This window comes from Pseudomonas sp. CM27 (assembly GCF_013179515.1).
In the GTDB taxonomy this organism is placed as follows: Bacteria; Pseudomonadota; Gammaproteobacteria; order Pseudomonadales; family Pseudomonadaceae; genus Aquipseudomonas.
In genome coordinates this window covers 1-26018 of record NZ_JABMCN010000059.1, presented here as the reverse complement: position 1 = coordinate 26018, position 26018 = coordinate 1, and the positions used below count along the sequence as shown (strand labels likewise).

Annotated in this window: 29 protein-coding genes and 4 pseudogenes; 18 read left to right on the top strand and 15 right to left on the bottom strand. The window is 60.5% G+C overall.

Annotated elements, in window-relative coordinates:
* On the bottom strand, positions 1 to 606 hold a 606-nt coding region (locus tag HP547_RS10025; RefSeq protein WP_172286208.1), incomplete at its 3' end, for an MFS transporter.
* 150 nt (positions 607 to 756) lie between these two features.
* On the opposite strand from HP547_RS10025, the gene HP547_RS10020 reads away from it, so the two are divergent.
* The 8 genes and pseudogenes from HP547_RS10020 (at position 757) to HP547_RS09995 (ending at position 6929) form a co-directional block, all read left to right on the top strand.
* On the top strand, positions 757 to 1656 hold the full coding sequence (locus tag HP547_RS10020; RefSeq protein WP_172286207.1) for a LysR substrate-binding domain-containing protein: 900 nt from the start codon (positions 757 to 759) through the stop codon (positions 1654 to 1656).
* A gap of 89 nt (positions 1657 to 1745) precedes the next feature.
* Positions 1746 to 2411 carry an RraA family protein gene (locus HP547_RS10015; protein WP_172224667.1) on the top strand — a complete coding sequence of 222 codons (666 nt, stop codon included), beginning with the start codon at positions 1746 to 1748 and terminating at the stop codon, positions 2409 to 2411.
* 99 nt (positions 2412 to 2510) lie between these two features.
* Positions 2511 to 2728, top strand: a pseudogene (locus HP547_RS29630) (IclR family transcriptional regulator C-terminal domain-containing protein); the annotation flags it as partial.
* Positions 2729 to 2879: 151 nt separating this feature from the next.
* Complete coding sequence (locus tag HP547_RS29625; protein WP_256676304.1) at positions 2880 to 3140, top strand: hypothetical protein; 261 nt, start codon at positions 2880 to 2882, stop codon at positions 3138 to 3140.
* Positions 3137 to 3406 (top strand): annotated as a pseudogene (locus tag HP547_RS29620) (potassium transporter TrkG); the annotation flags it as partial. The gene HP547_RS29625 and the pseudogene HP547_RS29620, both read left to right, overlap by 4 nt.
* A 104-nt stretch (positions 3407 to 3510) precedes the next feature.
* Positions 3511 to 4461: a TAXI family TRAP transporter solute-binding subunit gene (locus tag HP547_RS10005; protein WP_172286206.1), complete on the top strand. Its 951-nt coding sequence runs from the start codon at positions 3511 to 3513 to the stop codon at positions 4459 to 4461.
* 27 nt (positions 4462 to 4488) lie between these two features.
* Positions 4489 to 6516 (top strand): TRAP transporter permease, encoded by a 2028-nt coding sequence (locus HP547_RS10000; protein ID WP_172224658.1) that lies wholly within the window; start codon positions 4489 to 4491, stop codon positions 6514 to 6516.
* A complete protein-coding gene (locus HP547_RS09995; protein WP_172286205.1) occupies positions 6513 to 6929 on the top strand; it encodes a DUF1850 domain-containing protein in 417 nt (138 codons plus the stop codon). Before HP547_RS10000 ends, HP547_RS09995 begins: the two co-directional genes overlap by 4 nt.
* Positions 6930 to 7010: 81 nt before the next feature.
* On the opposite strand, the pseudogene HP547_RS09990 reads toward HP547_RS09995, so the two are convergent.
* Positions 7011 to 7106: pseudogene (locus tag HP547_RS09990) on the bottom strand (BCCT family transporter); the annotation flags it as partial.
* A gap of 144 nt (positions 7107 to 7250) precedes the next feature.
* Here HP547_RS09990 and HP547_RS09985 point away from each other — a divergent pair.
* The 5 genes from HP547_RS09985 (at position 7251) to HP547_RS09965 (ending at position 10649) form a co-directional block, all read left to right on the top strand.
* A complete protein-coding gene (locus HP547_RS09985; protein WP_172224685.1) occupies positions 7251 to 8534 on the top strand; it encodes a DUF2254 domain-containing protein in 1284 nt (427 codons plus the stop codon).
* 323 nt (positions 8535 to 8857) lie between these two features.
* Positions 8858 to 9283 (top strand): potassium channel family protein, encoded by a 426-nt coding sequence (locus tag HP547_RS09980; RefSeq protein ID WP_172224652.1) that lies wholly within the window; start codon positions 8858 to 8860, stop codon positions 9281 to 9283.
* Between the two features lie 161 nt (positions 9284 to 9444).
* Positions 9445 to 9633 (top strand): IclR family transcriptional regulator C-terminal domain-containing protein, encoded by a 189-nt coding sequence (locus tag HP547_RS09975; protein WP_218583473.1) that lies wholly within the window; start codon positions 9445 to 9447, stop codon positions 9631 to 9633.
* Between the two features lie 66 nt (positions 9634 to 9699).
* Positions 9700 to 10293 (top strand): GNAT family N-acetyltransferase, encoded by a 594-nt coding sequence (locus HP547_RS09970; RefSeq protein ID WP_172224649.1) that lies wholly within the window; start codon positions 9700 to 9702, stop codon positions 10291 to 10293.
* Positions 10290 to 10649, top strand: a complete 360-nt coding sequence (locus tag HP547_RS09965) for a cupin domain-containing protein (protein ID WP_172224646.1) — start codon at positions 10290 to 10292, stop codon at positions 10647 to 10649. Before HP547_RS09970 ends, HP547_RS09965 begins: the two co-directional genes overlap by 4 nt.
* A gap of 243 nt (positions 10650 to 10892) precedes the next feature.
* On the opposite strand, the gene HP547_RS29615 is transcribed toward HP547_RS09965, so the two are convergent.
* Positions 10893 to 11183, bottom strand: a complete 291-nt coding sequence (locus HP547_RS29615) for a hypothetical protein (protein WP_256676303.1) — start codon at positions 11181 to 11183, stop codon at positions 10893 to 10895.
* A 204-nt stretch (positions 11184 to 11387) separates the two neighbouring features.
* On the opposite strand from HP547_RS29615, the gene HP547_RS09955 reads away from it, so the two are divergent.
* Positions 11388 to 11927: a type 1 glutamine amidotransferase domain-containing protein gene (locus HP547_RS09955; RefSeq protein WP_172286204.1), complete on the top strand. Its 540-nt coding sequence runs from the start codon at positions 11388 to 11390 to the stop codon at positions 11925 to 11927.
* Between the two features lie 102 nt (positions 11928 to 12029).
* Here the strand turns inward: HP547_RS09955 and HP547_RS09950 are convergent, their stop codons facing one another.
* Complete coding sequence (locus HP547_RS09950; protein WP_172286203.1) at positions 12030 to 12191, bottom strand: hypothetical protein; 162 nt, start codon at positions 12189 to 12191, stop codon at positions 12030 to 12032.
* Positions 12192 to 12374: 183 nt separating this feature from the next.
* On the opposite strand from HP547_RS09950, the gene HP547_RS09945 reads away from it, so the two are divergent.
* Both HP547_RS09945 and HP547_RS09940 read left to right on the top strand, forming a co-directional pair.
* On the top strand, positions 12375 to 12878 hold the full coding sequence (locus HP547_RS09945) for a CinA family protein (protein ID WP_172286202.1): 504 nt from the start codon (positions 12375 to 12377) through the stop codon (positions 12876 to 12878).
* Positions 12879 to 13030: 152 nt separating this feature from the next.
* Positions 13031 to 13918: pseudogene (locus tag HP547_RS09940) on the top strand (alpha/beta hydrolase).
* Between the two features lie 44 nt (positions 13919 to 13962).
* On the opposite strand, the gene HP547_RS09935 reads toward HP547_RS09940, so the two are convergent.
* The 5 genes from HP547_RS09935 to HP547_RS09915 form a co-directional block, all read right to left on the bottom strand.
* The gene (locus tag HP547_RS09935; RefSeq protein ID WP_172286201.1) at positions 13963 to 14490 is read right to left on the bottom strand and encodes a cupin domain-containing protein; all 528 of its coding nucleotides are present in this window, start codon (positions 14488 to 14490) and stop codon (positions 13963 to 13965) included.
* 148 nt (positions 14491 to 14638) lie between these two features.
* On the bottom strand, positions 14639 to 16162 hold the full coding sequence (gene hutH, locus HP547_RS09930; protein WP_172286200.1) for a histidine ammonia-lyase: 1524 nt from the start codon (positions 16160 to 16162) through the stop codon (positions 14639 to 14641).
* Between the two features lie 12 nt (positions 16163 to 16174).
* Entirely contained in the window at positions 16175 to 17008 is an 834-nt protein-coding gene (locus HP547_RS09925; protein WP_172286199.1) for a glycine betaine/L-proline ABC transporter ATP-binding protein, read from the bottom strand.
* Positions 17005 to 17856: a proline/glycine betaine ABC transporter permease gene (locus HP547_RS09920; RefSeq protein WP_172223226.1), complete on the bottom strand. Its 852-nt coding sequence runs from the start codon at positions 17854 to 17856 to the stop codon at positions 17005 to 17007. Before HP547_RS09920 ends, HP547_RS09925 begins: the two co-directional genes overlap by 4 nt.
* A 75-nt stretch (positions 17857 to 17931) precedes the next feature.
* Positions 17932 to 18900, bottom strand: coding sequence for an ABC transporter substrate-binding protein (locus HP547_RS09915; RefSeq protein WP_172286198.1), 969 nt, complete (start codon positions 18898 to 18900; stop codon positions 17932 to 17934).
* Between the two features lie 102 nt (positions 18901 to 19002).
* Between HP547_RS09915 and HP547_RS09910 the strand changes: the two genes are divergently transcribed.
* On the top strand, positions 19003 to 19917 hold the full coding sequence (locus HP547_RS09910; RefSeq protein WP_172223219.1) for a LysR family transcriptional regulator: 915 nt from the start codon (positions 19003 to 19005) through the stop codon (positions 19915 to 19917).
* A gap of 100 nt (positions 19918 to 20017) precedes the next feature.
* Here the strand turns inward: HP547_RS09910 and aroE are convergent, their stop codons facing one another.
* Genes aroE through HP547_RS09885 form a run of 5 tightly spaced genes read right to left on the bottom strand, consistent with a single transcriptional unit; the run spans position 20018 to position 23856 of the window.
* Positions 20018 to 20836: a shikimate dehydrogenase gene (gene aroE, locus HP547_RS09905; RefSeq protein WP_172223216.1), complete on the bottom strand. Its 819-nt coding sequence runs from the start codon at positions 20834 to 20836 to the stop codon at positions 20018 to 20020.
* The gene (locus tag HP547_RS09900) at positions 20833 to 22065 is read right to left on the bottom strand and encodes a CaiB/BaiF CoA-transferase family protein (protein ID WP_172286197.1); all 1233 of its coding nucleotides are present in this window, start codon (positions 22063 to 22065) and stop codon (positions 20833 to 20835) included. Before HP547_RS09900 ends, aroE begins: the two co-directional genes overlap by 4 nt.
* On the bottom strand, positions 22062 to 22517 hold the full coding sequence (locus HP547_RS09895; protein ID WP_172223209.1) for a MaoC family dehydratase: 456 nt from the start codon (positions 22515 to 22517) through the stop codon (positions 22062 to 22064). Before HP547_RS09895 ends, HP547_RS09900 begins: the two co-directional genes overlap by 4 nt.
* Entirely contained in the window at positions 22514 to 22912 is a 399-nt protein-coding gene (locus HP547_RS09890; protein ID WP_172223206.1) for a VOC family protein, read from the bottom strand. Before HP547_RS09890 ends, HP547_RS09895 begins: the two co-directional genes overlap by 4 nt.
* Positions 22909 to 23856, bottom strand: a complete 948-nt coding sequence (locus HP547_RS09885) for a ketopantoate reductase family protein (RefSeq protein ID WP_172286196.1) — start codon at positions 23854 to 23856, stop codon at positions 22909 to 22911. The genes HP547_RS09890 and HP547_RS09885 overlap by 4 nt, the downstream gene beginning before the upstream one ends.
* A 93-nt stretch (positions 23857 to 23949) precedes the next feature.
* Between HP547_RS09885 and HP547_RS09880 the strand changes: the two genes are divergently transcribed.
* The gene (locus tag HP547_RS09880) at positions 23950 to 24864 is read left to right on the top strand and encodes a LysR family transcriptional regulator (RefSeq protein ID WP_172286195.1); all 915 of its coding nucleotides are present in this window, start codon (positions 23950 to 23952) and stop codon (positions 24862 to 24864) included.
* Positions 24865 to 24945: 81 nt separating this feature from the next.
* On the opposite strand, the gene HP547_RS09875 is transcribed toward HP547_RS09880, so the two are convergent.
* A partial coding sequence (locus HP547_RS09875; RefSeq protein ID WP_172286194.1) for a BCCT family transporter occupies positions 24946 to 26018 on the bottom strand: 1073 nt, incomplete at its 5' end.

Sequence of the window (26018 nt, the reverse complement as noted above, 5' to 3'; positions counted from 1 at the left end):
GAAGCGGCTCCTGGAGGGGTGATCGGCAACCATGAAGTACCAGGCGATTGACAGCAGGATCCCGGGTACGGCAAAGAAGTAGAACACCTCGCGCCAGCCCCACACCGAAATGATCACGGCGCACAGGGGCGGGACGATGACTGGGCCGAACTTCACGGCAGACAGAAAGATGCCCGAGGCGATGCCTTTTTCCCGGGGCGGGAACCAGTTGTTGATGGTGGTCGTCATGCTGATCGGTAACGGGCCCTCCGCCACCCCCAGGCCCAGGCGATAGAGTTTCAATGCCAACAGCGAGCCTGCCGTGCCGACCAGGCCGGTCAGCGCCGAGGTCATGATCATTGCGCCGGGCAGGATTCGGCTTACGCCGTATTTGCTGAACGCCAAACCGGCCGGGATCTGGGCCAGTGCGTAGGCCAGCAGGAATAGGCTCATGAGGCCGCCGGCCTGGGCGTTGCTCATCTCGAATTCCTGCCGGATGAACGGCAGCGCGACACCGAGATTGGCCCTGTCCGCCGCTGCGATGGTGTAGATGGAAAAAATCATCCCGGCAACGATCCAGCGGTAGCTGCTGCGCCCTTTGGCATGGACTATTTCAGCGGTCAACATAATGTGCACACCCTTGTTGTTGTAATTCGCGGGTAATCTAGGCACGGTGATACAAGAAAAAAAGCGACAAAAACTCAACTCAAATCATCGCTTTTGGTGGACAGTCTGAATCCCACTCCCCTAGACAGCAGCCCTGCGGAGGTAATAAACGTGATCACCCTGAAGCAGATCGAAGCCATTTACTGGATTGTCGAGCTGGGCAGTTTCGAGGCCGCCGCCACCAAACTGAACATGTCGCAGTCGGCGATTTCCAAACGAGTCCAGGAGTTGGAGGATGCCTTCGGCGTATCGATCTTCGATCGCTCCAAGCGCACTGCCCGGCTTACGCAAAAGGGTATCGAACTGCATGGCTGCGCGGTGGACATGCTGCGCCAGCGTGACGACTTGCTCGAACGCATCAGCTCGAAGGAAACCCTGATCAGGCGGTTTCGCCTTGGGGTGACGGAACTCACCGCGCTCACCTGGCTACCCTCGCTGGTCGAGCGCATACATCAGACCTACCCACGGGTCGACCTCGAGCCTTCCATCGAACTCAGCACCGACCTGTTGCGGCGGCTGGAAAACGATGAGATGGACCTCATCGTCGTGCCCGACATCTTTCACGATCCGCGCTTCATCAGCACGCCCTTGAAGGCCGTAGAGAACGCCTGGATGTGTGCACCCGCCTTGTATCCAGGCGACGGCGCCATCAGCCTGAATGCGCTGGCGAACTTCACCGTATTGACGCAGGGCGGCAGCTCAGGGACCGGCCTGACCTACGAGCGCTGGCTGGCAGAACACGACATTCGCCTTGGCAAGACCCTGACCAGCAACTACCTCGTGGCGCAGGTCGGCCTGACCATCTCAGGTGTGGGCATCAGCTACCTGCCGCTCGCCTGCATGGGCACGCTTATCACCCAGGAGCGCTTGAAGGTGATCCACACGCAGCAGCCATTGCCAGCCATCAACTACGTCTGCGTTCACAGGGCCGACCGCTACCAGGGGCTGACGGTCGAAGTGGCCCGTCTCGCCCAGCAAACCTGTAATTTCGACCAGCTAATCATCACTTGAGGCGATGATTTCTGATAAAAAAATATCGCTAAAAGCAAAGCCTGTTCTCTCCTAACATCGGCGCATACCCCTTGATCAGGAGATTGAACATGTTATTACCCGGGTCCCGCATCCTCGCTTCACCTGCTCTGGCCCCCGCGTCAGTCATCGAAGCTTTCGCTTCGGTGGTCACCCCGCACATCAGCGACAACCTCGGCCGCCACATTGGTGCCCGAGGCCTGACCCGCTACAACACAACGGGCAAACTGGTGGGTACCGCACTGACCATCAAGACCCGGCCCGGTGACAATCTCTATATCTACAAGGCCCTGACCTTGCTCGAGCCGGGTCACGTATTGGTGATCGACGCCCAGGGTGACACCAACAATGCGGTGATCGGCGAGCTCATCAAGCTCTACGCCGAACAACGCGGCTGTGTGGGGTTCATCGTCGACGGCGCGATTCGTGATGTGGATTCATTCCGTTCGAGCCCCTGTTACGCACGGGGTGTCGTGCATTGCGGCCCTTACAAGACTGGCCCAGGCGAAATCAACGTACCGGTGTCGGTTGGCGGCATGCTGGTGAACCCGGGTGACATCATCGTCGGTGACGAGGATGGCGTCGTGGCGTTCCCCCTCGCGGCAGCCGAGCAGGTGCTGGCTCAGGCCCATGCTCATCAAGCCCATGAAGAGCGGGTAAAGGCTGAAATCGCCACTGGAGCTGTGGATCAATCCTGGCTGGACAAGGTGCTGGAAAAGGCCGGGTTGGCGGATTGAAACCCGCTATCGATCAGCCCTCCCGTGGCGGACCGTCTGACCGCCACGGTCACTTCTTATTCCAGACTTGTCAGGAAGCTAAAGAGATTCGCTGCCTCTGAGGGTGATAGAGCGCGGGGATGGGTGCTGCATCGTCCGGATTACTCGACCACGATTGCCATGGCTATCAAAGATCACAGGGAAAAGTAACGGCTGCAATCAATCTGTCGGGCCCAGATGCCGTGATGGGTCCCGAGGGTACTACGGAGAAGTTCGTGGCGTTACAGCGGGAATGCAGCGGAAAGATCAGCGCCGAACTGGAATATGTCAAAGACTGATGACTGGATCGTGTGGCAGGACCGTGGAAACCCTGTGTCATAGGCAGCACGCACCAGACAGCCAATTCCATCCCACGACTTTACGCCATTTTTACTCGACATTTCCGGACAGCAGGCAATACTGCCGGCACTGTCCTAACGAGCTTACTCAATGCCGCTTCCAGCATTGCGTTTCATCGCCTTCATCATTGGTGTATTCCTGATTACTCTGGCCGTCAGCATGGTGATCCCGATGCTGACGCTGCTGTTGTATGACCGCAGCGACGACCTCGGCGCTTTCGCCTCGTCGAGCCTCATCATTCTGTGCGCCGGCCTGGTCATGGTAGCTCGCGGCATCCCGGACACACCGCAGTTGCGGGCCAGGGACATGTATTTCCTCACGACGGCAAGCTGGGTCATCGTGTGCGCCTGACGTTCTCGTTCTTCTTCTCAGTCACCATCGCGGTCATTGCCCTTGGCCTCTCTCTGCTAGGGCTCGACTGGACGACGGCGTTGAGCGGAGCCGCTACCGCCGTGTGCAACGTTGGACCAGGTCTGGGTACACTTATCGGTCCAGCAGGTAATTTCGCCTCGTTGCCGGACGCTGCGAAATGGTTGCTGACGGTCGGCATGCTGCTTGGACGGCTCGAAATCCTCACCGTGCTGGTACTCGTCTCGCCAGCTTTCTGGCGATTCTAGAGCAGACGTCATACAAACAATCAGCCATAAAATTGGGCAGAGGCTGCATATTCGTTCTAGGTTTACTGGCGCAGGAAGAACAACAACAAGCGGAGAACGACGCCATGAACCGAGCCCTTCGCCTGGCTTTGGCCAGCACCTTGTTTGCTGTCTGTGCTGCCGCCCAGGCCGCACCGACTTTCATCAACATCCTCACAGGCGGCACCAGCGGTGTCTATTACCCGGTAGGTGTAGGCATCTCACAGCTCTACAGCCATGGCATCGAGGGCAGCAAGACCTCCGTGCAAGCCACCAAGGCGTCGGTCGAGAACCTCAACCTGCTACAAGCCGGTCGAGGGGAGTTGGCATTCGCGCTTGGGGACTCGGTGGCGGATGCCTGGAAGGGCGACGCAGAGGCTGGATTCAAAACGCCCTTGAAGAAACTCCGGGCCATCGCCGGCACCTACCCCAATTACATCCAGATCGTCGCCAGCAAGGAGTCGGGGATCACATCCCTGGCGGACCTCAAGGGCAAGCGCGTCTCGGTTGGAGCGCCCAAGTCCGGCACAGAGCTGAATGCACGCGCCATCTTCAAAGCCGCAGGGCTTACCTACCAAGACATGGGGAAAGTCGAGTACCTGCCCTATGCGGAGTCCGTCGAACTGATCAAAAACCGTCAACTTGACGCCACGCTCCAGTCCTCAGGGCTCGGTCAAGCGGCTATCCGTGATTTGGCCGCTACCTTGCCAGTCGTGTTCGTGCCTGTCCCGGCTGACGTCGTGACCAAGATCGGCAACAACGCCTACCAGCCCGCCACCATTCCTGCCAACACCTATGATGGCCAGAGTGCAGACGTATCGACTGCCGCGATCACCAACATCCTCGTGACCCGCGCCGATATCAGCGATGACCTGGCCTATCAGATGACCAAGCTGATCTTCGAGAATCTTCCTCGCCTGGTCACGGCCCACGCTGCAGCGAAAGATATCCAGACCGAGAATGCGGCCAAGAACCTGCCCATTCCGTTACATCCTGGAGCAGAAAGGTACTTCAAGGAGAAAAACCTGCTCCCCTGATGACATCCTCAAGCCATGGAGCAGCGCATGAGTGATACCCAACAAGGTCTTCACGCCAGCACCGATCGTTGGCCTGCCACGCTTTTTGCCGTGGCGCTGGCCTTTTCGGTGTTCCAGATCGCCACAGCGGCCTTCCCCCTGATTTCTACCCAAGTACTGCGTGCAGTACACCTGGGGTTCCTGTTGCTGGTGGTGTACCTGAGCTATTCGTTCGTGGGTCACCGTCGGCCGTGGCAACCTCTCGGTTGGCTGCTGGGGCTTGCGGGAATGGCGACTGCCGCCTACCAGTGGCACTTCGAAGGCGACCTGATTCAACGCTCCGGTGAGCTGACGAGCAGTGACCTGGCCGCGGGCCTGTTGCTGACTGGTTTGGTCTTTGAGGCAGCGCGGCGAGTCATGGGCATAGCGTTGCCCATCATTTGCGCCCTGTTTCTGGCCTACGGGTTGCTCGGTCAATACTTGCCAGGAGAACTTGCGCATCGAGGCTACGGCCTCGATCAGATCGTCAATCAGTTGGCCTTCGGCACCGAGGGGCTGTATGGCACACCCACCTACGTCTCAGCCACTTACATTTACCTGTTCATTTTGTTCGGTGCCTTCCTTGAACAAGCGGGCATGATTCGTCTGTTTACCGATTTCGCCATGGGGCTGTTCGGCCATAGAAGCGGGGGGCCGGCCAAGGTATCGGTGTTTTCCTCAGCACTGATGGGAACCATTACCGGCTCAGGCGTGGCCAACGTCGTCACCACCGGGCAATTCACCATTCCGCTGATGAAGCGCTTCGGCTACAAAGCTGCATTCGCCGGTGGCGTCGAGGCGACCTCAAGCATGGGCAGCCAGCTGATGCCACCGGTGATGGGCGCGGTAGCGTTCATCATGGCCGAGACGATCAACGTGCCTTATGCCGAGGTAGCGAAAGCCGCACTCATCCCGGCGTTGCTGTACTTTGGCTCGGTCTACTGGATGGTTCACCTGGAGGCTCGGCGCAGCCACCTGCATGGTTTGCCTCGTGAGCAATGCCCGAGTGCCTGGGACGCGTTGCGACAACGTTGGTTTCTGCTGGTACCGCTGATGGTCCTGGTCGCGCTGTTGTTTTCCGGACGAACGCCTTTGTTTTCAGGAATGGTCGGCCTGGCCCTGACCGCGATCGTCATCCTTGGCTCGGCCATCATCCTGCGCGCCCACCAGACATGGTTGCGAGCGGCCTTCTGGGTTGCGCTGGGGATACTGTGCTCTGGTTTTTTCCGCATGGGGATCGGCGTGATCCTACTGGTCATTGCCTGTTTGGCCATTGCGTGCTGCTTCGTCCAAGGCGGTCGCGCCACCCTGCGCGCATGCGTCATGGCCCTTGCGGAAGGCGCCCGTCATGCGGTGCCGGTGGGTATTGCCTGTGCGCTGGTCGGCGTCATTATCGGCATCATTTCGCTGACCGGCCTGGCCACCACGTTTGCCGGATACATTCTTGACCTGGGGCGAGACAACCTGTTCCTCTCGCTGGTATTGACCATGCTCACCTGCCTGGTGCTGGGTATGGGTATCCCGACCATCCCCAACTACATCATCACCAGTTCCATTGCCGCCCCCGCACTGTTGGAACTTGGGGTACCGCTGATCGTCTCGCACATGTTCGTGTTCTATTTCGGCATCCTGGCCGACCTGACACCGCCAGTGGCTTTGGCGTGCTTTGCCGCCGCCCCGATTGCCAAGGAAAAGGGGCTGTTGATCAGCTTCTGGGCAGTGCGCATTGCCTTGGCCGGCTTCGTGGTGCCCTTCATGGCGGTGTATGACCCGGCGTTGATGATGCAAGGCGAAAGCCTGGGCGCCACGCTGTACATGGTGATCAAAGCCGTGTTCGCGATAGTCCTTTGGGGATGTGCGTCGATTGGGCATTTGCGGGCACCCATGCCCGGGTGGGAGCGTCTATTGGCGTTCGCTGCTGGTGTGTCGTTGATACTCGCCGCGCCCATCAGTGATGAGGCCGGTTTTGCGTTGGGTACGGCAGTACTGGGTTGGCACTACTGGCGAAGTCGGCCAGCCTCTGGGCAGCCCGCATGACCAGCCTTTGTCTTGGGCTGGCCGGCGTGGTCTGGGCCAGCCTGCCACTACAGGATTTTACTCTGGCCTGGCAGCACAGTATCGAAAAGGTCCGCTGGGAAGAGGATTACCACGTGACCCAGGCTGGCCTTTTGCTGGTAGAGGCCCGCGTCAAAGGCAGCGGAGCCGGCATGGAAATTCCGGACGACGCTCAACTGCGCGACGGAACTTGGCATTATCATCGCGACTTACCACCGCTGCAGCCTTTGCACGCTGGGCGGACGCCCGAGGCTGGCGACTACCAAGTCTGCACGACAGATTGGTGCCAGCCGCTGTCCTATTGGTTAGGACCGCCGAGCGAACGCATTGCTGCCGTAGACTTCTGGTCCTGTGAAAGTCCGCCCTTGGACAGCAGGCGAACCGCCCTGCCCTGACTGCACCAGACCAGGACCGAATCCATTTCAGCACACCACGTGCAAGTAATGCAGGTGGCGCTCGTACTGATCCAGGATGTTATCCACTACCAGCGCACCGGAGTCCGCCGACGTCACAAAAAACACCACAACCATCAGCATCGCGATCAACGAAACGACGCTGGAGAACGGGAAGTGCTATCGGCTTCGGTGATCGCGGCCGCGCTTGGCTTGGCCTGGGGTGTGTGGAGCAAGCTGAAGCTCAAGCAGCCTGCACGTGAAAAAGGCTACTCTGGCAGTACGCCAAAGCGTCGGACTGTTCCCTCGGCGAAGGAGACCTTAATGATAGCTCGGTGGCATTGGTTGGCTACGAGGATTGCCAAACGCCTCTGGTTCAGAGCGACACTCTTCTCGCTACTGGGGGTGGTGACAGCGCTTCTGGCCGTGGTATTCAAGGATGCGGTGCCGGCCACTTTGCCTGCGCGCATCGGCGCGGACGCAGTTGACAAGATACTGGGCATCATCGCGTCAAGCATGCTTGCTGTGACAACGTTCTCGCTGAGCACCATGGTGTCGGCCTATAGTGCCGCCAGCAGTGGGGTAACCCCACGTGCCACTTCGCTGGTCATGGAGGACGCGACGACCCAGAACGCGCTGGCCACTTTTATCGGGTCGTTTCTGTTCAGTCTCGTCGGTATCATTGCACTGAGCACTGGCGCCTACGGTACCCAAGGTCGCGTGCTGCTTTTCACCGTTACGATTGCAGTCGTGATCCTGATCATTTACACGTTGCTGCGCTGGATTGATCATCTTTCCAAACTAGGGCGCGTGGGCGAAACGATCGATCGTGTCGAAAGGGCAGTAATCAAAGCCATCCAGCAGCGTGTCGAGCATCCCCACCTGGGCGGCGCGGCCTACCCTGACAGCTTCGTACTACCTGAATCTACACATGCCTTGAGAAGCAGTGAAACGGGGTATGTACAGCACATCGATGTTCTCTCTCTGGGCAAGATTGCAACCGACGCCAAGGTCCGTATTTATGTTGAAGTCCTGCCAGGGGCCTTCGTTCATGAGGGAATGGTGTTGGCAAGAGTCCTGGCTTTGAACGGTGAGCCGGCCGATGTCGATGATGCACTGGACCTCGAGATTATCGCAGCCTTGACCATCGGGCTCAGAAGAACCTTCGAACACGACCCGCGTTTCGGGCTTTCAGTGCTGTCGGAGATCGCCTCGCGGGCGCTGTCTCCGGCAGTGAACGATCCAGGTACGGCGATCGACATCATTGGCCGTGGCATTCGATCCCTCACGTGTTGGGGCAGACTGCAGGCTGTCACACAGAGCCAGGCTAGCGAATGCGCGCAGGTACATGTTCGCACCCTGAGGGTAGATGATTTGTTCGATGATTTCTTTGCACCGATCAGCAGGGACGGCGCCGCTCTGCAAGAAGTGAACGTGCGCTTGATCAAAGCGCTTACCTGCTTGGCGCAGATTAACCCCCGTGTTTTTCAATCCTCAAGCAGCCGGCATGCCAAGCGATTGCTTGAACACGCGGACAGTGGACTTTTGATTCAACAGGACAAGGACGCTCTCCGCGCTCTTGCTGTCGAACTAATAGGGGTGCACTGAGTCAGGGTAAACCCAATTCTCTGAGTCGTCGAATCTCACCAAAGATCACAGCGATAATGCTGGTAGGCGGCGACCCGTACCGAAATGGGCGACTTAGCCGAATGACTGGTTGACCCGTTAGGTACGTTAACCCATGTGCTCGCGGTGTTCGGCGCTGCGAAACCGCACTGCGCTTATTTGTTCGCCAATCACCGAGCCAATCGGAGCGGATGACACGATTCCCAGCTACTTGCCGCGCGAGCGCGATGTCGTCGAGCGTGCAGCCTGGTCGGTGCCAGGCGTGAGCTAGCATTGACCCTGCGACCCCGTCCCGAGTAACGATGATGCTCACTGTCACACTGATCAATATGTTGATCGTTATCCTGGTGGTGGTCATCCACTACGAATGCCTGCTGCGCTTGAACGACTGGCTACCACGCCTGAGGCTGTGGAACCGGTTCCGTATCGTCGCGGGGGTGTTGGGCGCGTTGCTGGCCCATGCCGTGGAAGTCTGGTGCTTCGCCCTGGCTTATTACCTGATGGCCCATGCCGAGGGCTGGGGGACGCTCAGCGGAAATTTCGACGGGAGCTTTCTGGACTGCGTGTATTTTTCCTTCACCACCTACACCACCATAGGCTTCGGCGACATCGTCCCCACCGGCCACCTCAAATACCTCACCGGCCTGCAGGCGCTGACGGGCCTGGTGCTGATCACCTGGACCGCCTCGTTCCTTTTTCTGGAAATGCAGAAGTACTGGAAAACCAAATGAAGACGGAGCCCGATGAAGCCATGCTCGACCAGTTGATGACGGTCGACCAGAACCGGCAGGCAGCCTATCACCTTGGGTGGATTCCTGGCCGCCGCGCGAGCCCTACATGAGGTGGTGATCGACGATGGCGTCTGCGATGAGATAGCCAGACCGCGATTGCCATGACTATCAGAGATCACAGGGGAAAAGTAACGGCTGCAATCAATCTGTCGGGCCCAGATGCCGTGATGGATCCCGAGGGTACTACGGAGAAGTTCGTGGCGTTACTGCACCGAGCCACTTCACGCATGTCGCACGCCGTGCCGACGGTGTTCGCCCAGAGCATGATGGGAACCGTGCAAACCGCCTAACCTACCGCCCTGTCAAAGGCGTAGCCCTTCAAGACTAACCACCCTATCCCCCTGGGAACACTACACATGCCTATCGACTTCAGGCCCGCTCAAGCCTCGGACGCGCATGATATTGCGCGCTTCTTTCAACTGACTTCGGAGGGCATGGCCGATTACATATGGAGCAAGCTCGCCGCACCTGGAGAAGCATTGCTGAGTATCGGTACGTCTCGCTACGCCAGGGAGCAGGGCGACTTTTCCTACAAGAACTGCCTGATGGCCACTTTTGAAGGGCGCGTCATCGGCATGATGCATAGCTACGCCTTGCGCGCGATTCCTGACAGGCCTGTCGAGACCGACCCGGTCCTCGCGCCCTATTCCGACATGGAAATACCCGATACGTTGTACATATCCAGCCTGGCCCTGGATGAGGACTGGCGCAGCCAGGGGCTGGGCGTCCAGTTTCTTCGCCACGCCCAGCAGCGCGCTGAGGACAGTGGACTGCATGGGCTGTGCCTGATCGATTATGCAGAAAACCACGGTGCGCGCCGCTTCTACGAACGGCACGGTTTTGAGATTGTTAAAACCTGCCAGATCGTTCCGCACCCGATGCTGGGCGTAACCGGTGAGGCTTATTTGATGTACCGCCCTACCCACAACCTGCTCGAGAAAAAACCATGATCAAGAAACTGACCGTGTTCCGCGAACTGGATATTCAACCGGTGCGCGACCTGCCCTTTTTTGAAGAAGTGGTGGAGGGCACCCCTCACACGCTGACGTCCAAGTATTATCACGATGAACAGCAAGGTCGCATTTCCGGAGAATGGGAAGCCAGCACTGGAGCGTGGCGCATCGATTATAAAGTTTGGGAGTTCTGCCACGTCCTGAGTGGATGCTGCGTCATCGAGCTGGAGGGTTGCGCCCCCGTCACACTGGCCGCTGGCGACACGTTCATTATCGAACCGGGCGCCAAGGGCAAATGGACCGTGCTGGAAGACATGAAAAAGAACTTCGTGATCTTGTTGCCCGCGAACTAGGTACGGGGTTCGTTTCATGGAGCACAAGGCGATGACGGTTTGCATGATGCCGTAGTGATCGGAAACTTGCCTTCACCCGGCCATTGCGCAAGGACAGCTTTGTCGATGCGCGGTTGCAGGACTCCAGCTGGAACCTCTTCATCAAGACGTTGGCCCAGCGGCCGCTCGGGCTACAGCGAGACGGCGCTGGCCAATATCAGTGGCGGCCAGGTTGCCGCCGCCATCACTGAGAGCGCAGAGCGATTACGCTACTTGCCGCTCGAAAGGCATTTGATGGGTGGCCAGACACCTGGCGCGCCCTACCCCCCATGCCAATGCCCTGGTCATCGACTCGCCAGGCCGGGAGTCGAACGCTTCTTCATGGAGCGCCATCCCCGCCCCGGCATACACCCCGATGAACAACTGGGTATTGCCGGTGCGCGACAGTCGCACCTGGATATCCATGGTGGTGCCATCATCCAGTGTTTCGTCGTGAGACCTGTGGTGGAGCGTTGGATCTGCCCATTTCCAAAACACATCACCGCGTATCCGCATGCCGACCTCCTACGACTTTAGTCTTATTTGTGGGGTGCTCTCACCATAGCGCAGCGAAGCGGCAACGCAATCACCGGCGGGCGGATTATGGCGGCTGATTATGTATGAAGCCTGGCGAACGCTTGGCGGTCCGGCATTACCGAGGAACTTTCCAGGCCAGGCAACAGCCCCAATTGGAGGTTTGACGTTAACGGAGATCAGACGATGAGTGCTCAACTGAATGGCAAGCGCGTGGCCTTCCTGGTCACGGATGGGTTTGAACAGGTGGAACTGACTGGGCCGCTGGAGGCATTGAAAAGTAGCGGCGCCGTGGTCGATGTCCTCAGCGAGAAAGAGGGTACTGTGCGCGGCTGGAACCACGACAAGCCGGCAGACGAATTCCCTGTAGATGCAACCTTCGAAGGTGCCGGACTCGATCTCTACGATGCCTTGGTACTGCCGGGCGGCGTGCAGAATTCCGACACTATTCGTATCATCCCCGCCGCGCAGAAACTGGTGAAGAGCCATGACGTGGCAGGCAAGCCGCTGGCAGTAATCTGCCATGGTGCCTGGCTGCTGGTATCGAGCGGCCTGGTAAGCGGCAAACGCATGACCAGCTACAAGACACTGCAGGACGATATTCGCAATGCCGGCGGGACATGGGTCGACGAAGAGGTGGTGGTGGATGGCAACCTGATCACCAGCCGCCAACCGGATGACATTCCGGCATTCAATGAGCAGCTGATCAAGGCTTTAGCGCGATGAAAGCCAGCTATATCAGTGCCACGCGCGGCAAGCCGATTTTCTGATAAAGACAGGCTCGCCAATCGGCGGGCCTGACCCCTGCGTTATCGGTTTTTTTCCAGTTCATTCATGCCCTTTGTCACGTGCCGTTTTCTGCGCAGTGGAGTCATGGGAAGTACCGGTAGAACCATCAGGACGATGGGCATCATTGTCGCGCTCCTCCTCCCCTTTGGATCTGGTCGGCGCTTGCGGCTTGCGCAAATTGGCCTGGTCTTCTCTGTTCATGCTGATCTCCTGCCCCTTACTGTGGTCGGGTGGCGCCTGGCTTGCCCCTTATAGGCATAGGAAGCCAGCGCGCAGCGCGAAGTTCAGGCGAGATGCCAATGGGAGATGGTCGGGCGCAAGGTGTGATGAACCAATTACCGCTGGATTGCGTCCACCGGAAACAACTAGCGAGTAGATTCTCCCATGGCAACCGAACCTGTGTTGGCCGCGCTCGGCTACCTCAAAGACAACCACTTGATCCTGACCACAGCAGAGTCATGCACTGCGGGCTGCATGGTGGCGCTGCTGGCAGCGGTGCCCGGTACTGGGAAAGTATTGGAAAGTGGTTATGTGGTGTATTCGCCCAGTGCCAAGAAGCGCCTGCTGGGCGTCAGCCCCGAGACCATCGAGCGATATGGCCTTACCAGCGAGGCAGTCGCATGGGAAATGGCCTTGGGTGCCTTGAGAAACAGCGATGCCAATGTGGTGATTGCCACCACTGGAATCGCCGGGCCCGCGCCTGAATCCGGCATACCTCCAGGCACCATGTGCTTTGCCTGGGCGTTTGCCGGCGAGCCCGTTGCCGTCTTTACGCGCACTCAACGCTTTTTTGGCGAACGGGCAGATGTCATGCGTGAGGGTGCACTGTTCGGACTGACTCGCCTTTCCCACTATCACCAGCGCTGGCTGCGCGGCGAGCACGTCTGAGGCACAATTCGACGCCTCGATTCCAGGCCCTATTGCAAACATCCAGGAAAGCGAGCTGATCACATGATTGAACGAATGGAAACGCGGCAAAGCGTCCTGAATTGTTACTCAAGCTCGCAGTCCTGAATGCATACCGTCTCAGAGAGCGAGCCATGATCAAGATAGCTCTACGCGTGTGGGTTGTCGGCGGGCTGCTGGGGCTTTTGCTGGGTTGTTCACCACTGAAAGTGTTAAACCTGCTCACCCCCGCAGGCACTTACAACAAGGCATCTGACCTGAAGTACGGCAAGGATCCGCGCAACCGGCTGGATGTTTACACGCCGGTCAACCGCGCAGCCGATGTGCCGGTGGTGGTGTTCTTTTATGGAGGCAGCTGGAACAGCGGTTCACGCAGTGACTACCGCTTTGTCGGCGAGGCGCTGGCAGCACGCGGTATCGTAGCGGTGCTCGCTGATTACCGGCTTTATCCCCAGGTGCACTATCAGGGTTTTCTCGACGACAGTGCGCGAGTGGTTGGCTGGACGCGCGAACACATCCGCCAGTAAGGCGGCGATCCAGCGCGACTCTATGTGATGGGCCATAGCGCAGGCGGCTACAACGCAGCGATGATTGCGCTAGACCCCAAATGGCTGGCAGCCGTGGATATGCAGCCTTCGGTGCTTAGCGGCTGGATCGGCCTGGCCGGGCCTTACGACTTTCTGCCCATCGAAAACCCGGAGGTTAAACCGATTTTCTTCTTTCCGAATTCGCCACCCGACTCCCAACCGATCAACCACATCAGCGCCGCATCGCCCCCGGCGCTTTTGATAGCGGCAAAGGACGATAAGCTGGTCAACCCCGAGCGTAACACGGGGGGCATGGCCCGACGTTTACGCGAACAAGGTGTGCCCGTGCGCGAGCTCTATTTCTCCAGGCCGGGCCACGGGACATTGATCGCAGCATTCTCCCGCCCTATGCGAGGGCTGGCGCCGGTCCTGGATGAGGTGATGGCGTTCATTCATGGGCAGGATCCAGCCTCGGGAATTTCTAACGACAGATGAGGCACTGCGTTGATCCTGAAGCGTGCTCACGCGCTGGCATCTGATCACCGCCAGTGTCTTGTCAGGGCGCCGTCAGCCCCGGTAACCGGGTCCTGCTGAGGTATTGGGACTCTGGCGATCCTCGCCAGCGCCTGCTGGTGAGCACCGATCTCGGGGCGCTGGATGTCGTAGTGTTCCTGCCCTTGCGGATATCCGCCCACGACCAGAAAGTCGTCGCTGGACGCCAGGCAACGATGCCCGGTTCCGGCGGGTAGCACCAGCACATCACCCGCCTTTACCGTCAGCGCCTGACCTGCTGCACCACCGAGCATTATCCGGGCACGGCCGCGGGCAACGCCCAGCACTTCGTGCGCGTTGGAGTGGAAATGGTGGTAATCGAAAATGCCGGCACGCCAGAGCGGCGTCCACTGGTGCGCGGCGAACAAGGACTCGAAAGCGCCGGCATTGTCATGGGCAGGCTCCGCCCGTTGCAGCCGGTAAAGCAACACGGGAAAACGGCTGTTGGGCGTTGCGCCGTCGTCCTCGAACCGCAAGGCCTGCATGGGCTGGGTGCTGCTGTCGATGGCGAACATGAGGGCATCCTGATCAGGCTGACGATATTCTTGAGAAGCCATGCCTACCCCGAGGTTCCTGTGGGGTGACCACGTACAGCCCGTACTGCCCCTGCCGTCGCTCATCAAACTGCAACAGGCCAGGAAGTTCGCCAGCTGCCTGCATCTGTCACAGCAGCCCGGGGAAAGCAGCGCCAGGCAGGCTGGGGTCCTTCAGGATCGATGCACTGCTGGCGATATCCGGGGCCAGCCAACGGTCCTGGGTGTAGGCCGGGACCCGTTCGCGCAACAACCGCCAGGCAATGTGGGTACCTGCGCCAAAGCGCTGCTCTTTGAAGAACTCGAAAGCCTGGGCGGCCAACAGGTATTCGATGGCAAGGATCTGCGTGCAGTTCTGCAGGGCGCGGTGCAGCTTCAAACCGGCATTGGTGCCCATGCTCAGATGATCCTCCTGCAGACCGGAGGTGACGTAGTTGTCGATGACCGCCGGTTGCGCCAGCTGACGGTTTTCTGCACAGAGAGAAGCGGCGACGTACTGGACAATCATCATGCCCGAGTTCACACCCGGCTGGCTGACCAGAAAGGCCGGCAAACCGCTGACCAGCGGGTTGATCAGGCGATCGAGACGACGCTCGGCAATCGCCCCGATCTCGGCCACAGCGATGGCCAGCAAGTCGGCCGCCATGGCCACCGACTGGCCATGCGGATTCGCCTGCGAAACCACCCGATACGACTCGGGTGTACCCAGCAATATCGGATTGTCGGTGGTGGAGTTGAGTTCGGTTTCGATCTGCCGCGCGGCGTGGTCCAACTGGTCGCGCGCGGCACCATGAACCTGCGGGATCGAGCGAATGCTCAAAGCGTCCTGGGTGCGAATGCCATGGCTGCCGGCAATGATTTCGCTACCGTCCAGCAGGCGACGCAAGTTGCTGCCCACCCGCTGCATGCCAGGGTGGGGTTTCAGCGCGATGATTTCTGGGTCGAAGGCATCGAGTTGACCGCGCAGGGCCTCGAAGCTCATGGCGCTGATAACGTCCGCCCATTGGCTCAGCCGGGTGGCATCGTCCAGGGACAGGCAGCTCAGACCGGTCATGCAGGGCGTACCGTTGACCAGGCACAGACCATCCTTGGCACCCAGTTTGACCGGTGCCAGTCCGACCTCGGCCAAGGCTTGCTGCGCTGGCACAATCTGGCCGCGATAACTGACCTGGCCGACGCCCAGCAAGCTGATGCTGATATGGGCCATATGGGTCAGATACCCCACCGACCCCTGTTTCGGCACCTGCGGGGTGATGTGCTGGTTGAGCAGCGTCAGCAGCGCCTCGACCACCTTGCGCTGAAGGCCGGAACGGCCCTGGCAGAAGTTGATGATCGCCGCACACATGATCGCCCGGGTCTGTTCGTCCGACAGCGCGGCACCCACGCCACAGGCATGGCTGAGCAAGGTGTTGTGCGACAGCTGGCTGAGTTGTTCGTCCTGTAACGAAACATTGCACAAGGCGCCAAGCCCGGTGTTGACGCCATAGGCGCGGTCACCGCTGGATACGATGCGCTGGACAATCGCCTGGGCGTTCTCGATCCGCGCCCAGGCCGATGGGGCCAGCTCAAGCTTCGCTCCATGCCGGGCCACAGCCACCACGTCCTGCCAGCGAACGGGCGCCTCGGCGATGATGATTTTTTCGGCAAACGACATACTCGCGGGTCCTTAAAGCGAAGCTACGCGACGCTGCACGAAACGATCGACGTATTCGTCCGCAGGCTGGTAGAGGATTTCTTTGGGCGTGCCGACCTGGATCAGGCGCCCGTCCTTGAGAATGGCAATTCGGTTGCCGATACGCACCGCTTCGTCCAGGTCGTGAGTGATGAAGACGATGGTCTTGTGCAGGGTCTTTTGCAGTTCCAGCAACTGGTCCTGCATTTCGGCGCGAATCAGTGGGTCGAGCGCACTGAAGGCTTCGTCCATCAGGATGATATCGGTGTCGGCAGCCAACGCTCGCGCCAGGCCGACGCGCTGGCGCATGCCGCCCGACAGCTGGTGCGGGTACGATTTTTCGTAACCCTTGAGGCCCACGGTGTGGATCCAGTGCAGGGCACGCTCTGTGCACAACGCTTTGCCCTCGCCACGGACTTTCAACCCGTAAGCGACGTTGTCCAGCACGCTGCGGTGCGGCAACAGGCCGAAGCTCTGGAACACCATGCTGATCTTGCGCCGGCGGAATTCGCGCAGGGCTTGCATGTCGTATTGCAGGATGTCCTCGCCATCGACCAGGATCTCGCCGCTGGTCGGGTCGATCAGGCGGTTGAAGTGCCGCACCAGGGTCGACTTGCCCGAACCTGACAGGCCCATGATCACGAAGATCTCGCCGCTGCCGATGGACAACGAGAGATCGTTGACCCCGACCACGCAGCCGGTTTCGGCCAGCACCTGCTCCTTGGTCTTGTTCTGGCGGATCAGTTTCAGGGCATCTTCGGCACGCGCACCGAATATCTTGAAGACATGGTTGACTTCGATCTTGCTCATCGTCTGCTTGGCGCTCATTTGCCCACCCCATGCCGTGGCCGGCCATAGGCCTGGGTAATGCGGTCGATCACAACCGCCAGAATCACAATCGCCAGCCCCGCTTCGAGGCCGCGGCCGACATTCAGGGTCTGGATGCCGACAAGGACGTCTTCGCCCAAGCCACGGGCACCGATCATCGACGCGATGACGACCATCGACAGGGCCATCATGGTGGTCTGGTTGATACCGGCCATGATGCTCGGCAACGCCAGCGGCAACTGCACGCCAAACAGTTGTTGCAGCCGGTTGGCACCGAACGCATTGATCGCTTCCATGACCTCGCCATCCACCTGGCGAATGCCCAGGTCGGTCAGGCGAATCAGTGGCGGGGCGGCATAGATGACAGTGGCGAAGATCGCCGGCACCTTGCCCAGGCCGAACAGCATCAATACCGGGATCAGGTACACGAAGCTGGGCATTGTCTGCATGATGTCCAGCAGCGGCATCAACACCGCCCGCAGGCGATCGTTGCGCGCTGACAGAATACCCAGCGGAATGCCGACCAGAACCGAGATCAGCGTTGCTACCAGCATCAGCGCCAGGGTCTGCATCAGCTTGTCCCAGAGCCCGACCGCACCGACCAGGAACAGCAAACCTACGATCACCGCGGTGGGTACGACTCGACGGGTGGCGTGCCAGGCAATACCGCCGACGATGGCCAGCATCAGCCACCAGGGTGTTGCGCGCAGCAAACCTTCGAGGTTGACGATGGCCCACAGCAGGGTCTCGGAAATGTGCCGGAACACGTCACCGTAGTGAGTGACCAGCGCATCAACCCAGCCATTGACCCAGTCGGCAATGGAAAACGTGAAGTTTTTCGGGAACATGGATTTCTCTCGAGCAAGTGCATGAAGCGGACTGCTAGGTGGCACGCCCGGCAGGCGCCGGACCCGTCCACGCCCTCAGAGTGCCGCGTCGACCTTTTTGGCTGCGTCTTCGCTGACCCAGCTGTGCCAGACTTCGGGGTGCTCCTTGAGGAACAACCTGGCCAGTTCCGCCGCCTCGATACGCTCCTTGCTCATGCGTCCCAGGTTCTGATTCAGCAGATCGACCGGCAGATTGACCTTTTCCAGCACAGCCACCAGTTCTGGTGCCTGCTCGTGGAAGGCCTTCGACACACCCACCTTGATGGTCACGGATTTATCCACGCCTGGGTGCTCGTCCAGCTTGACCAGGTCGGCCTGGCCCATCAGCGGGGTTGGCGACCAGTAGTAGAAGAGGATCGGCTCGCCACGCTTGTAGCTCGACAGCACGGCGGCATCCAGTGCCGGGCCGGTGCCCGGGCGGAAGTTGGTGTAGGTGTTCTCCAGGCCATAGCGCTTGAGCATTTCGCTGTTGTCCAGCTCGCAGGTCCAGCCGGCCGGGCAGTTGTAGAAGCGCCCCTTGTCCGGTTCTTCGGGGTCCTTGAATACCTGGGCGTATTGCCCCAGGTCGGCAATGCTCTTGAGGTTCGGTGCTTTGGCTTCGAGTTTGCGCCTGGCATCGCCTTCGATCACATAGCGCGGCACATACCAGCCTTCGACCGCGCCAGCCACCGGCGAGCCGACGCCGACGACCTTGCCGGCGGCCGCCGCCTTGTTCCAGACCTCGCTGCGCCCTACCCACTCCTCGGCGAACACCTGGATATCGTTGCTGCTCAGGGCGTTTTCCATGGAGATGGAGTTACCCGGCAGGCTGTCGGTGTCACAGCCGTAGCCATTTTTCAGCACGAACTGCATCACCTCGGTGAGCAGCATCCCGCTTTCCCAGTTCAAACCGGCGAACTTCACCGGCTTGCCCGACTCGCACCAACCGGCCGCCTGGCTGACGCCGGCGGACGCCAGCAGCCCTAAAGAAAGTGTCGTGGTCAGCAGAGCTTTTGTAATTGTCATTGTGACGCTCCCAAACAAGATGATCACTGCGCAGGAGAAATATTTCACAACCTCAAAAAAGGATAAAATAATAAGTCCTGATGCATCACCACGGAAAAACCTATGAAGTTCACACTGCGACAGCTTCGCTACGCGCTCGCAGCGGCCAAGCACGGAAACCTGACCACTGCCGCCATGGAGCTTCATGTTTCACAGCCTTCCATTTCGGCGGCCATCACCGAACTGGAGGAGGTGCTGGGTCAGTCGATCTTCATACGCCAGCGTGGCCTGGGGATATCGCTGACCCCGTTCGGTCGTACGGTCATGGTCCAGGCCCGCCGCGTGCTGGCAGAGGCCCAGACCTTTGCCGAGATCAATGCCAACGCAGGCGAGTGTGTCGGTGAACTGGTAGTCGGCTGTTTTGAAGACCTGGCGCCGTATTGCCTGCCACAAATTGTGCGACGGATGCAGGAGTCCTGCCCAAGGGTCACGGTCGACATGCGCGATGGCAGCTTCGATTATGTTGGCAAGCGGCTCAGCGAGGGGGCGATAGAACTGGCCATCACCTACGATCTGGGTTTACCAGCGAACACGCATTGCACCCAGCTGTGTCAGCTGACGGCCCAGGTACTGCTGGCGGCCGATCACCCGCTGGCCAAGCAGTCGCGCGTCAGTCTCAAGGCGCTAGCTGAATACACCCTGGTAGTCACCGATCAGGTCCACAGTTGGCAACATGTGCTGGATCTGTTCAGCTTTTACGACCTTTCACCCGCCGTTGTGCACCGTGTACGCACCTTCGAGTTGCAGCGCAGCCTCGTCGCCAACGGGTTTGGCGTGGCGCTGATCTACACCCGGCCATTTGGTGACCGTAGTTATGATGGTCATGCGCTGGTGTGTCGGCCGACTGAGGAAAAACTGCCAACCCACAGCATCGTACTGGCGCATGACCAGCGCTATCCGCTGACGCCTTCGGCTGAGGCGTTCAAGGCGCTGGCGGTGGCATGGTTCGCCGAGCGACCATCGTTTGCATCTGAATGAACAACAGGCTGGGCGAACATCACTTCCGTGATGTCCGCCTACTGGGGGTTTCGGATCCCTACGCGGTGTTTCGAGAAAATGTTGGGCCGACGACCACGGCTTACTCCAGCGCAATGGTCAGTCGATCGATCACGCCACGGGTTTCAGGTCGTACCCCTCGCCACCAGGCGAAAGCTTCCGCCGCCTGCTCGACCAGCATGCCGACGCCGTCGGCCATGCGCGCTACACCTTGCGCTTTCGCCATACGCAGAAACGGCGTCAGGCCTTTGCCATACGCCAGCTCATACGCCAGGCGCGTCTCGGCCAGTACGCCCTTGGGTAGCGGCGGCAGCTCACCCGTCAGGCTGGCGGAGGTAGCGTTGACAACGATGTCGAAACCCAGCCCTTCCAGCTCTTCGTAGCGACTGATGCGCAACCGTGGGTGATTCAGTTCGTTGCGTAACGTCAGTGCCTTGGCCATATCGCGGTTGGCAATCACCAGCTCGCGAGGCCCGGCCTGCAAAAACGGCAGCAACGCACCGCGAACGGCGCCGCCGGCGCCGAGCATGAGCACGCGCGTATCACGCAGAGGTTCGCCGAGGTTTTCTTCGATGTCCCGCAACAAACCGATACCGTCGAAGTTCTCCGCCAGGATACGACCATCCTCGAACTTCAGCGCATTGGCCGCCCGTGCCAATTGGGCCCGCTCGCTGCGCCGATCGGCCAGCTCGAAGGCCCGCAACTTGAACGGCGCGGTGATGTTCATGCCCCGCCCGCCGTCACGACGAAAATGCAGCACCTGGGTTTCGAAATCATCCAGCCCGCCTTCGATGGCGCCGTACTCCAGCGCCTGGCCGCTGGCCTCGGCGAACAGGCCATGAATCAAAGGGGACTTGGTGTGGTTGATCGGCCGGCCGATCACTGCGTAGCGGTCGCTCATCGCGCAACTCCTTGAGTAAACAGCACACCGTCTGCCTGCATGGCCGTGATTTCTTCAGGGCTGAAGCCAAGCCCGGCAGCGACTTCGGCATTGTGCTGGCCGAGGTCCGGGGCTACCTGGTGGATGGTGGTGTCGCAGTCGGAAAATCGGAACGGCAGGTTGGGCAGGCGCAAGGTGCCGTAGCGTGGGTGCTGCTGTTCGATGACCATGTTGCGGGCCTGGATCTGCGGGTCGGCCAGCACCTCGTCAATGCACTGCACCTTGGCACTGGGGATGTCGATGCCATCGAGCAGCGTGAGGATGTCAGCCACCCGGCGCGCGCCAACCCAGTCACGGACCACCGCCAGGATCGTCTCGCGGTGAGCGTTGCGGCCGTTGAGGTGGTGATAGCGGCGGTCGCTGCCGAACCCGGGCGGGCCGCCGTTGGCTTCGAGCATGGCGGCGAAGCGCTGCCAGGCATCGTCGACCTGGGCAGCGATCACCAGGTCACCGTCGGCGGCACGGAACACGCCGTACAGGGTCGAGGTGGGCATGTCGTGGCCGGTCTGTTGGGGCAGCACGGTGCCGCCAGACAAGGTGTAGCACTGCACCGCGTATTCGTGCATCGACACCAGGGTGTCATACAGGGCCATGTCGATGTGCTGGCCACGGCCACTGCTCACCCGACCGAGCAGCGCGGCATTGATCGCCGCCACTGCGTGAATGCCGGTGTACATGTCACCCAGCGAAATGCGCAGCAGCGGCGGCGCTTCGCCCGGCACGCCAACCATCTGCATGATGCCGCTCTTGGCTTCGGCGATCAGCCCGAAGCCGGCGCGGTGGGCGTCCGGCCCGGTGTGGCCGTAGGCGGAAATCGAGCAGTACACCAGGCGCGGGTTGCGCGCCGACAGCTCGGCGTAGCCCAGGCCCAGCTTGTCCAGCGCGCCTGGGCGGTAGTTCTCGATGAAGACGTCCGCCGAATCGCTCAGGCGCTGCATGAATGCCTTGCCACGCGGGTCCTTCATATTGACGCTGACGCCCTGCTTGCCCATGTTCAGCTGCAGGAAATAGCCGCTCTGCTGATCGTCCAGGGTAAATGCATGCTGGCGACCGGCATCGCCGCTGCCCGGCCGTTCGACCTTGATCACCTCGGCACCCAGCGCCGCCAGGCAGCGCCCCACATAAGGCCCGGCAAGGAAGTGGCTGTAGTCGATGACGCGGATACCCGCCAAGGGTAATGGCTGACTCATGCTTCTATCCTCCGCGGCACCATCAGCCGGTGCTCGCCACGCTGCACGACGTCGCCGTGCTGGTTGATCAGTTCCGATGGCAGCACCACGATGCCCCAGCCTGGGCGGCTATTGCTGGGGCGCATCGCCCCCACCCGCATGCGCACATGCAGCACGTCATTGACCTTGATCGGCAGCACGAAGTCCCAGGTCCAGCCCAGCGACATGCCCGGCAGGAAGCGGTACTCGCACTGGGTTTTCAGGCCATCGGCGATCGACAAGCCGAACAGGCCGTGGGCCACCAGGCAGCCAAAGTGGCTGGCGTTGGCGTAGGCCTCGTCGACATGCACCGGGGTGTGGTCGCCAGTGAGATCGGCGTAAGCCAGGATGCGTTCGCGGGTCACGGTGTATGTCGGGCTGATGCATTCGTCGCCTTCGCGGGCATCGTCCCAGTACTTTTCAATCACGCTCATGCCTGCACCTGCGCACGCGGGTCGATGGCCAGTGCCTGGGCCACGCATTTCGCCGGCCGCGCCTGGATGAATTCCACTGCCAGGCCGTCTGGCAGGCGCAGCCAGTTGCGGCCTTGAGGCATTTCGCTGACGCCAAAGCGCTGGGCGGCGGTCAATGCCGCCTCCAGGTCCTCGCACATGATGCCCAAGTGCGCCATGCGCCCCTCTGGCCCAGTGAAGTCCGGCTGATGGATGAACTGCAGGCCGCCGAGGGTCCAGTACTGCGCCGGCTGCTCGACGTCGCCCTGCACTTCACGCATGGTCATGCCGCATACCTCGCTGAAAAAGCGGATATGCCACTGGATGTCCTGCACCCAGAACGCCACGTGTTCGAGGTAGGCTTTTGCCTGGCTCATGGGGTATCCCTCTTCTGGTGATCGGCCATGGCGCGCTCGATGCCCTTGATGCAGGCCACCAGGGTCGCATTGACCGGCGTGGCCACGCCATGGCGCTGGCCCCAGCGCACGACGGAGCCGTTGATGAAGTCGATTTCGCTGATCGAGCCTTTTTCCAGGCTCTGCAGCATCGAGGTGCGAAAGCTCGCCGGCAGGCCCTCAGCGGCCAAGGTCCAGGCGGCGTCAGGGCTGCTCAGGCTGAGTCGGATGCCAGCGCGCTCGGCCACGGCGATGGCTTCGGCCACGGCGGCCTTGGCGGTACTTTCCAGCAGCGGCTCGCTGTACAGCTGGCCATAGCTGAGCATGGTGATGCCGCTTAATGCGCCGGTGGCGACGTTGACCAGCAGTTTGTCCCACATGGTGCCAAGAATGTTGTCGCTGACCGTGGTGGCCAACCCGGCGCCGTTGAAGACTTCGGCGATGGCCTGCACCCGCGGTGTCAGCTGGCCATCCAGTTCACCGATAAAGGTCTGTTTGCCGGCTACGCCTGCGCGGATCGAGCCGGGCGCCAGCAGCACGCCACCGACATAGGTCTTGCCGGCCAGCACCCGCTCACGACCGACGGCGTCGGCCAGGATGTCTTCGTGACCGAGGCCATTCTGCAGCGACAGCACCAGCGTCTGCGGCCCGATCAGCGCGGCAGCACCGGCGATGGCCTCGGCGGTGTGGAACGACTTCACCAGCACCACCACCAGGTCGGCCACGCCGACATCTTCGGCTTCGATAGCAGCGTTGACCGGTACCTGCCGCTCACCTCGTTCGTCGTGCACCTGAAGCCCGTGCAGGTTCATCGCCTCGACGTGCGCCCGGCCGCGGTTCAACAACCAGGTTTCATGCCCCGCCTCGCTCAGGGCCGCACCAATGGCGCAGCCCAGGGCACCGGCGCCCAGAATGCAGATTTTCAAGTCGCAGACCTCCTGTGGTTTGCGACTACCTTATGCAGCGAGGGTTATTTGCGCTATACAATGGCTTCAATACCATCATTGAGATTCGCAATAATGAAAGCGCTGGAGGCCCTGCCCGAACCCAAGCTGCTGCAGCTGTTCGACGTGCTGTACCAGTGCCGCAGCGTGACCCGCGCCGCCGAGCAATTGGGGCAGAGCCAGCCGACCATCAGCATCTGGCTGGCGCGCCTGCGTGAACAGTTGAACGACCCGCTGTTCGTGCGCACGCCTGGCGGCATGGCCCCTACCCCACGCGCAGACCAGTTGATCGGGCCGTGCCGCGAGGTGCTGGAATCGCTGCGGCGGCTGACCGCCTGGGAACCGCAGTTCATCGCCGGCACAGCGCAGCGGCGCTTTCGCCTGTGCGTCAGCGATGCCAGCCATATCACCTTGCTGCCGAGCATCCTCAACCACCTGCGCAACCATGCCCCCGGCATCCGCCTGGAGGCAGCGCGCATCGATGGCAATACAGAGAGCGCGCTGGAATCGGGCGAAGCGGACCTGGCCATCGGCTTCGTACCCTGGCTGGGTGGAGGGATGTACCAGCAGGTGCTGTTCGAGCAGGACTGGGTGTGCCTGAGCAACCCGCTGCATCCCCGCCTGGGCAAGGGCATGAACTTGACCCGCTACCGCGCCGAGGGGCATGTCCAGATCAGTTTCGGCACCGGGCAGAAGCTGCTGGAGGCAGGATTGGCGCGGGCCGGGATCGAGCGGCGGATCATGCTGGAGCTGCCGGCGTTTCTCGGGTTGGGGATGATAATCGGCACCACGGATCTACTGGCCACCCTGCCGCGGCATATCGGGCAGACACTGGCTGACATGCATGGGCTACGGGTGCATGACTGCCCGTTTGCGGTGGAGGGGTTCACAGTCAAACAGCATTGGCATGCCCGATATCATCAGGACAGTGGCAATCGGTGGTTGCGGGAAGTCGTTCGTGGGCTGTTCCAGCCGGCAAGCCAGTCGTGATGTGGTTTCGACTTTGATAGATGTGATTACAGCAGGCCAACCGCCCTGCCCTGACGAAGCCAGGGCAGGAGCGAATCAACGTCAGCTCACCACGTGCAGGTAATGCAGGTGGCGCTCGTACTGATCCAGGATGTCGCCTATCACGTCGTCGCGGCTCCAGCCCATGATGTCGTAGTCCTGGCCGCCTTCGCGCAAATGCACTTCGGCGCGGAAATACTTGCGGGCATCGCCGCCGTCTTCGGTATCGCGCATGACGAAGCTTGGCGTATTGAATGCCCGTGGCCGTACTTCGTAAAGGAAACGCCCCTCACCGGCATGGGAGAGTTCGAGCGTAACCCGCCCATCGTCGCGTTCACCCACATTCACGTCGTAACCTTGCTTGCGCAACTCTACGGCGACCTCGTCACAGGCGGGCTTTACCACCTCGGCGATGAAGCGGGTCACATGGGCCCGACGCGGCATCATGGCGATACTGCGCAGTCGACGCTGCCAGCCTCCGTGCGGGTCACGGCCATGCCGGGGGCCAGGCAAGGCCTGATTACGCAACCCCCGGCGAGTGGCATCCAGACTGAGCGCCTTGAACAAGCCCCAGATCGAGATCAGCAAGATGGCAGCGAACGGCAAAGCACTCGCGATGGTCGCCGTCTGCAACGCCTTGAGCCCGTTGGCCAGCAACAACGCGATCGCCACCGCGCCAATGCTGACTGACCAGAAGATACGTTGCCACAGCGGTGAATGGCCTTGCCCGGACGAAGCCAGCATATCCACTACCAGCGCACCGGAGTCCGCCGACGTCACAAAAAACACCACAACCATCAGCACCGCGATCAACGAAACGACGCTGGAGAACGGGAAATGCTCAAGGAAGGCAAACAGGGCAAGGGAACTGTCTTCACTGACCACCGCTGCCAGCTCCTTGACGCCATCGTTGAGGATCATATGAATTGCCGAGTCGCCGAACACGGTCATCCACAGCAGGGTGAAACCCGCGGGCACGAACAGTACGCCGCAGACGAACTCGCGAATGGTCCGGCCTCGAGAAATACGTGCGATGAACAGGCCCACGAACGGCGACCAGGACAACCACCAGCCCCAGTACAACAAGGTCCAGCCACCGATCCAGTCAGTAGGCTCATACGCGTAGAGGTTGAAGG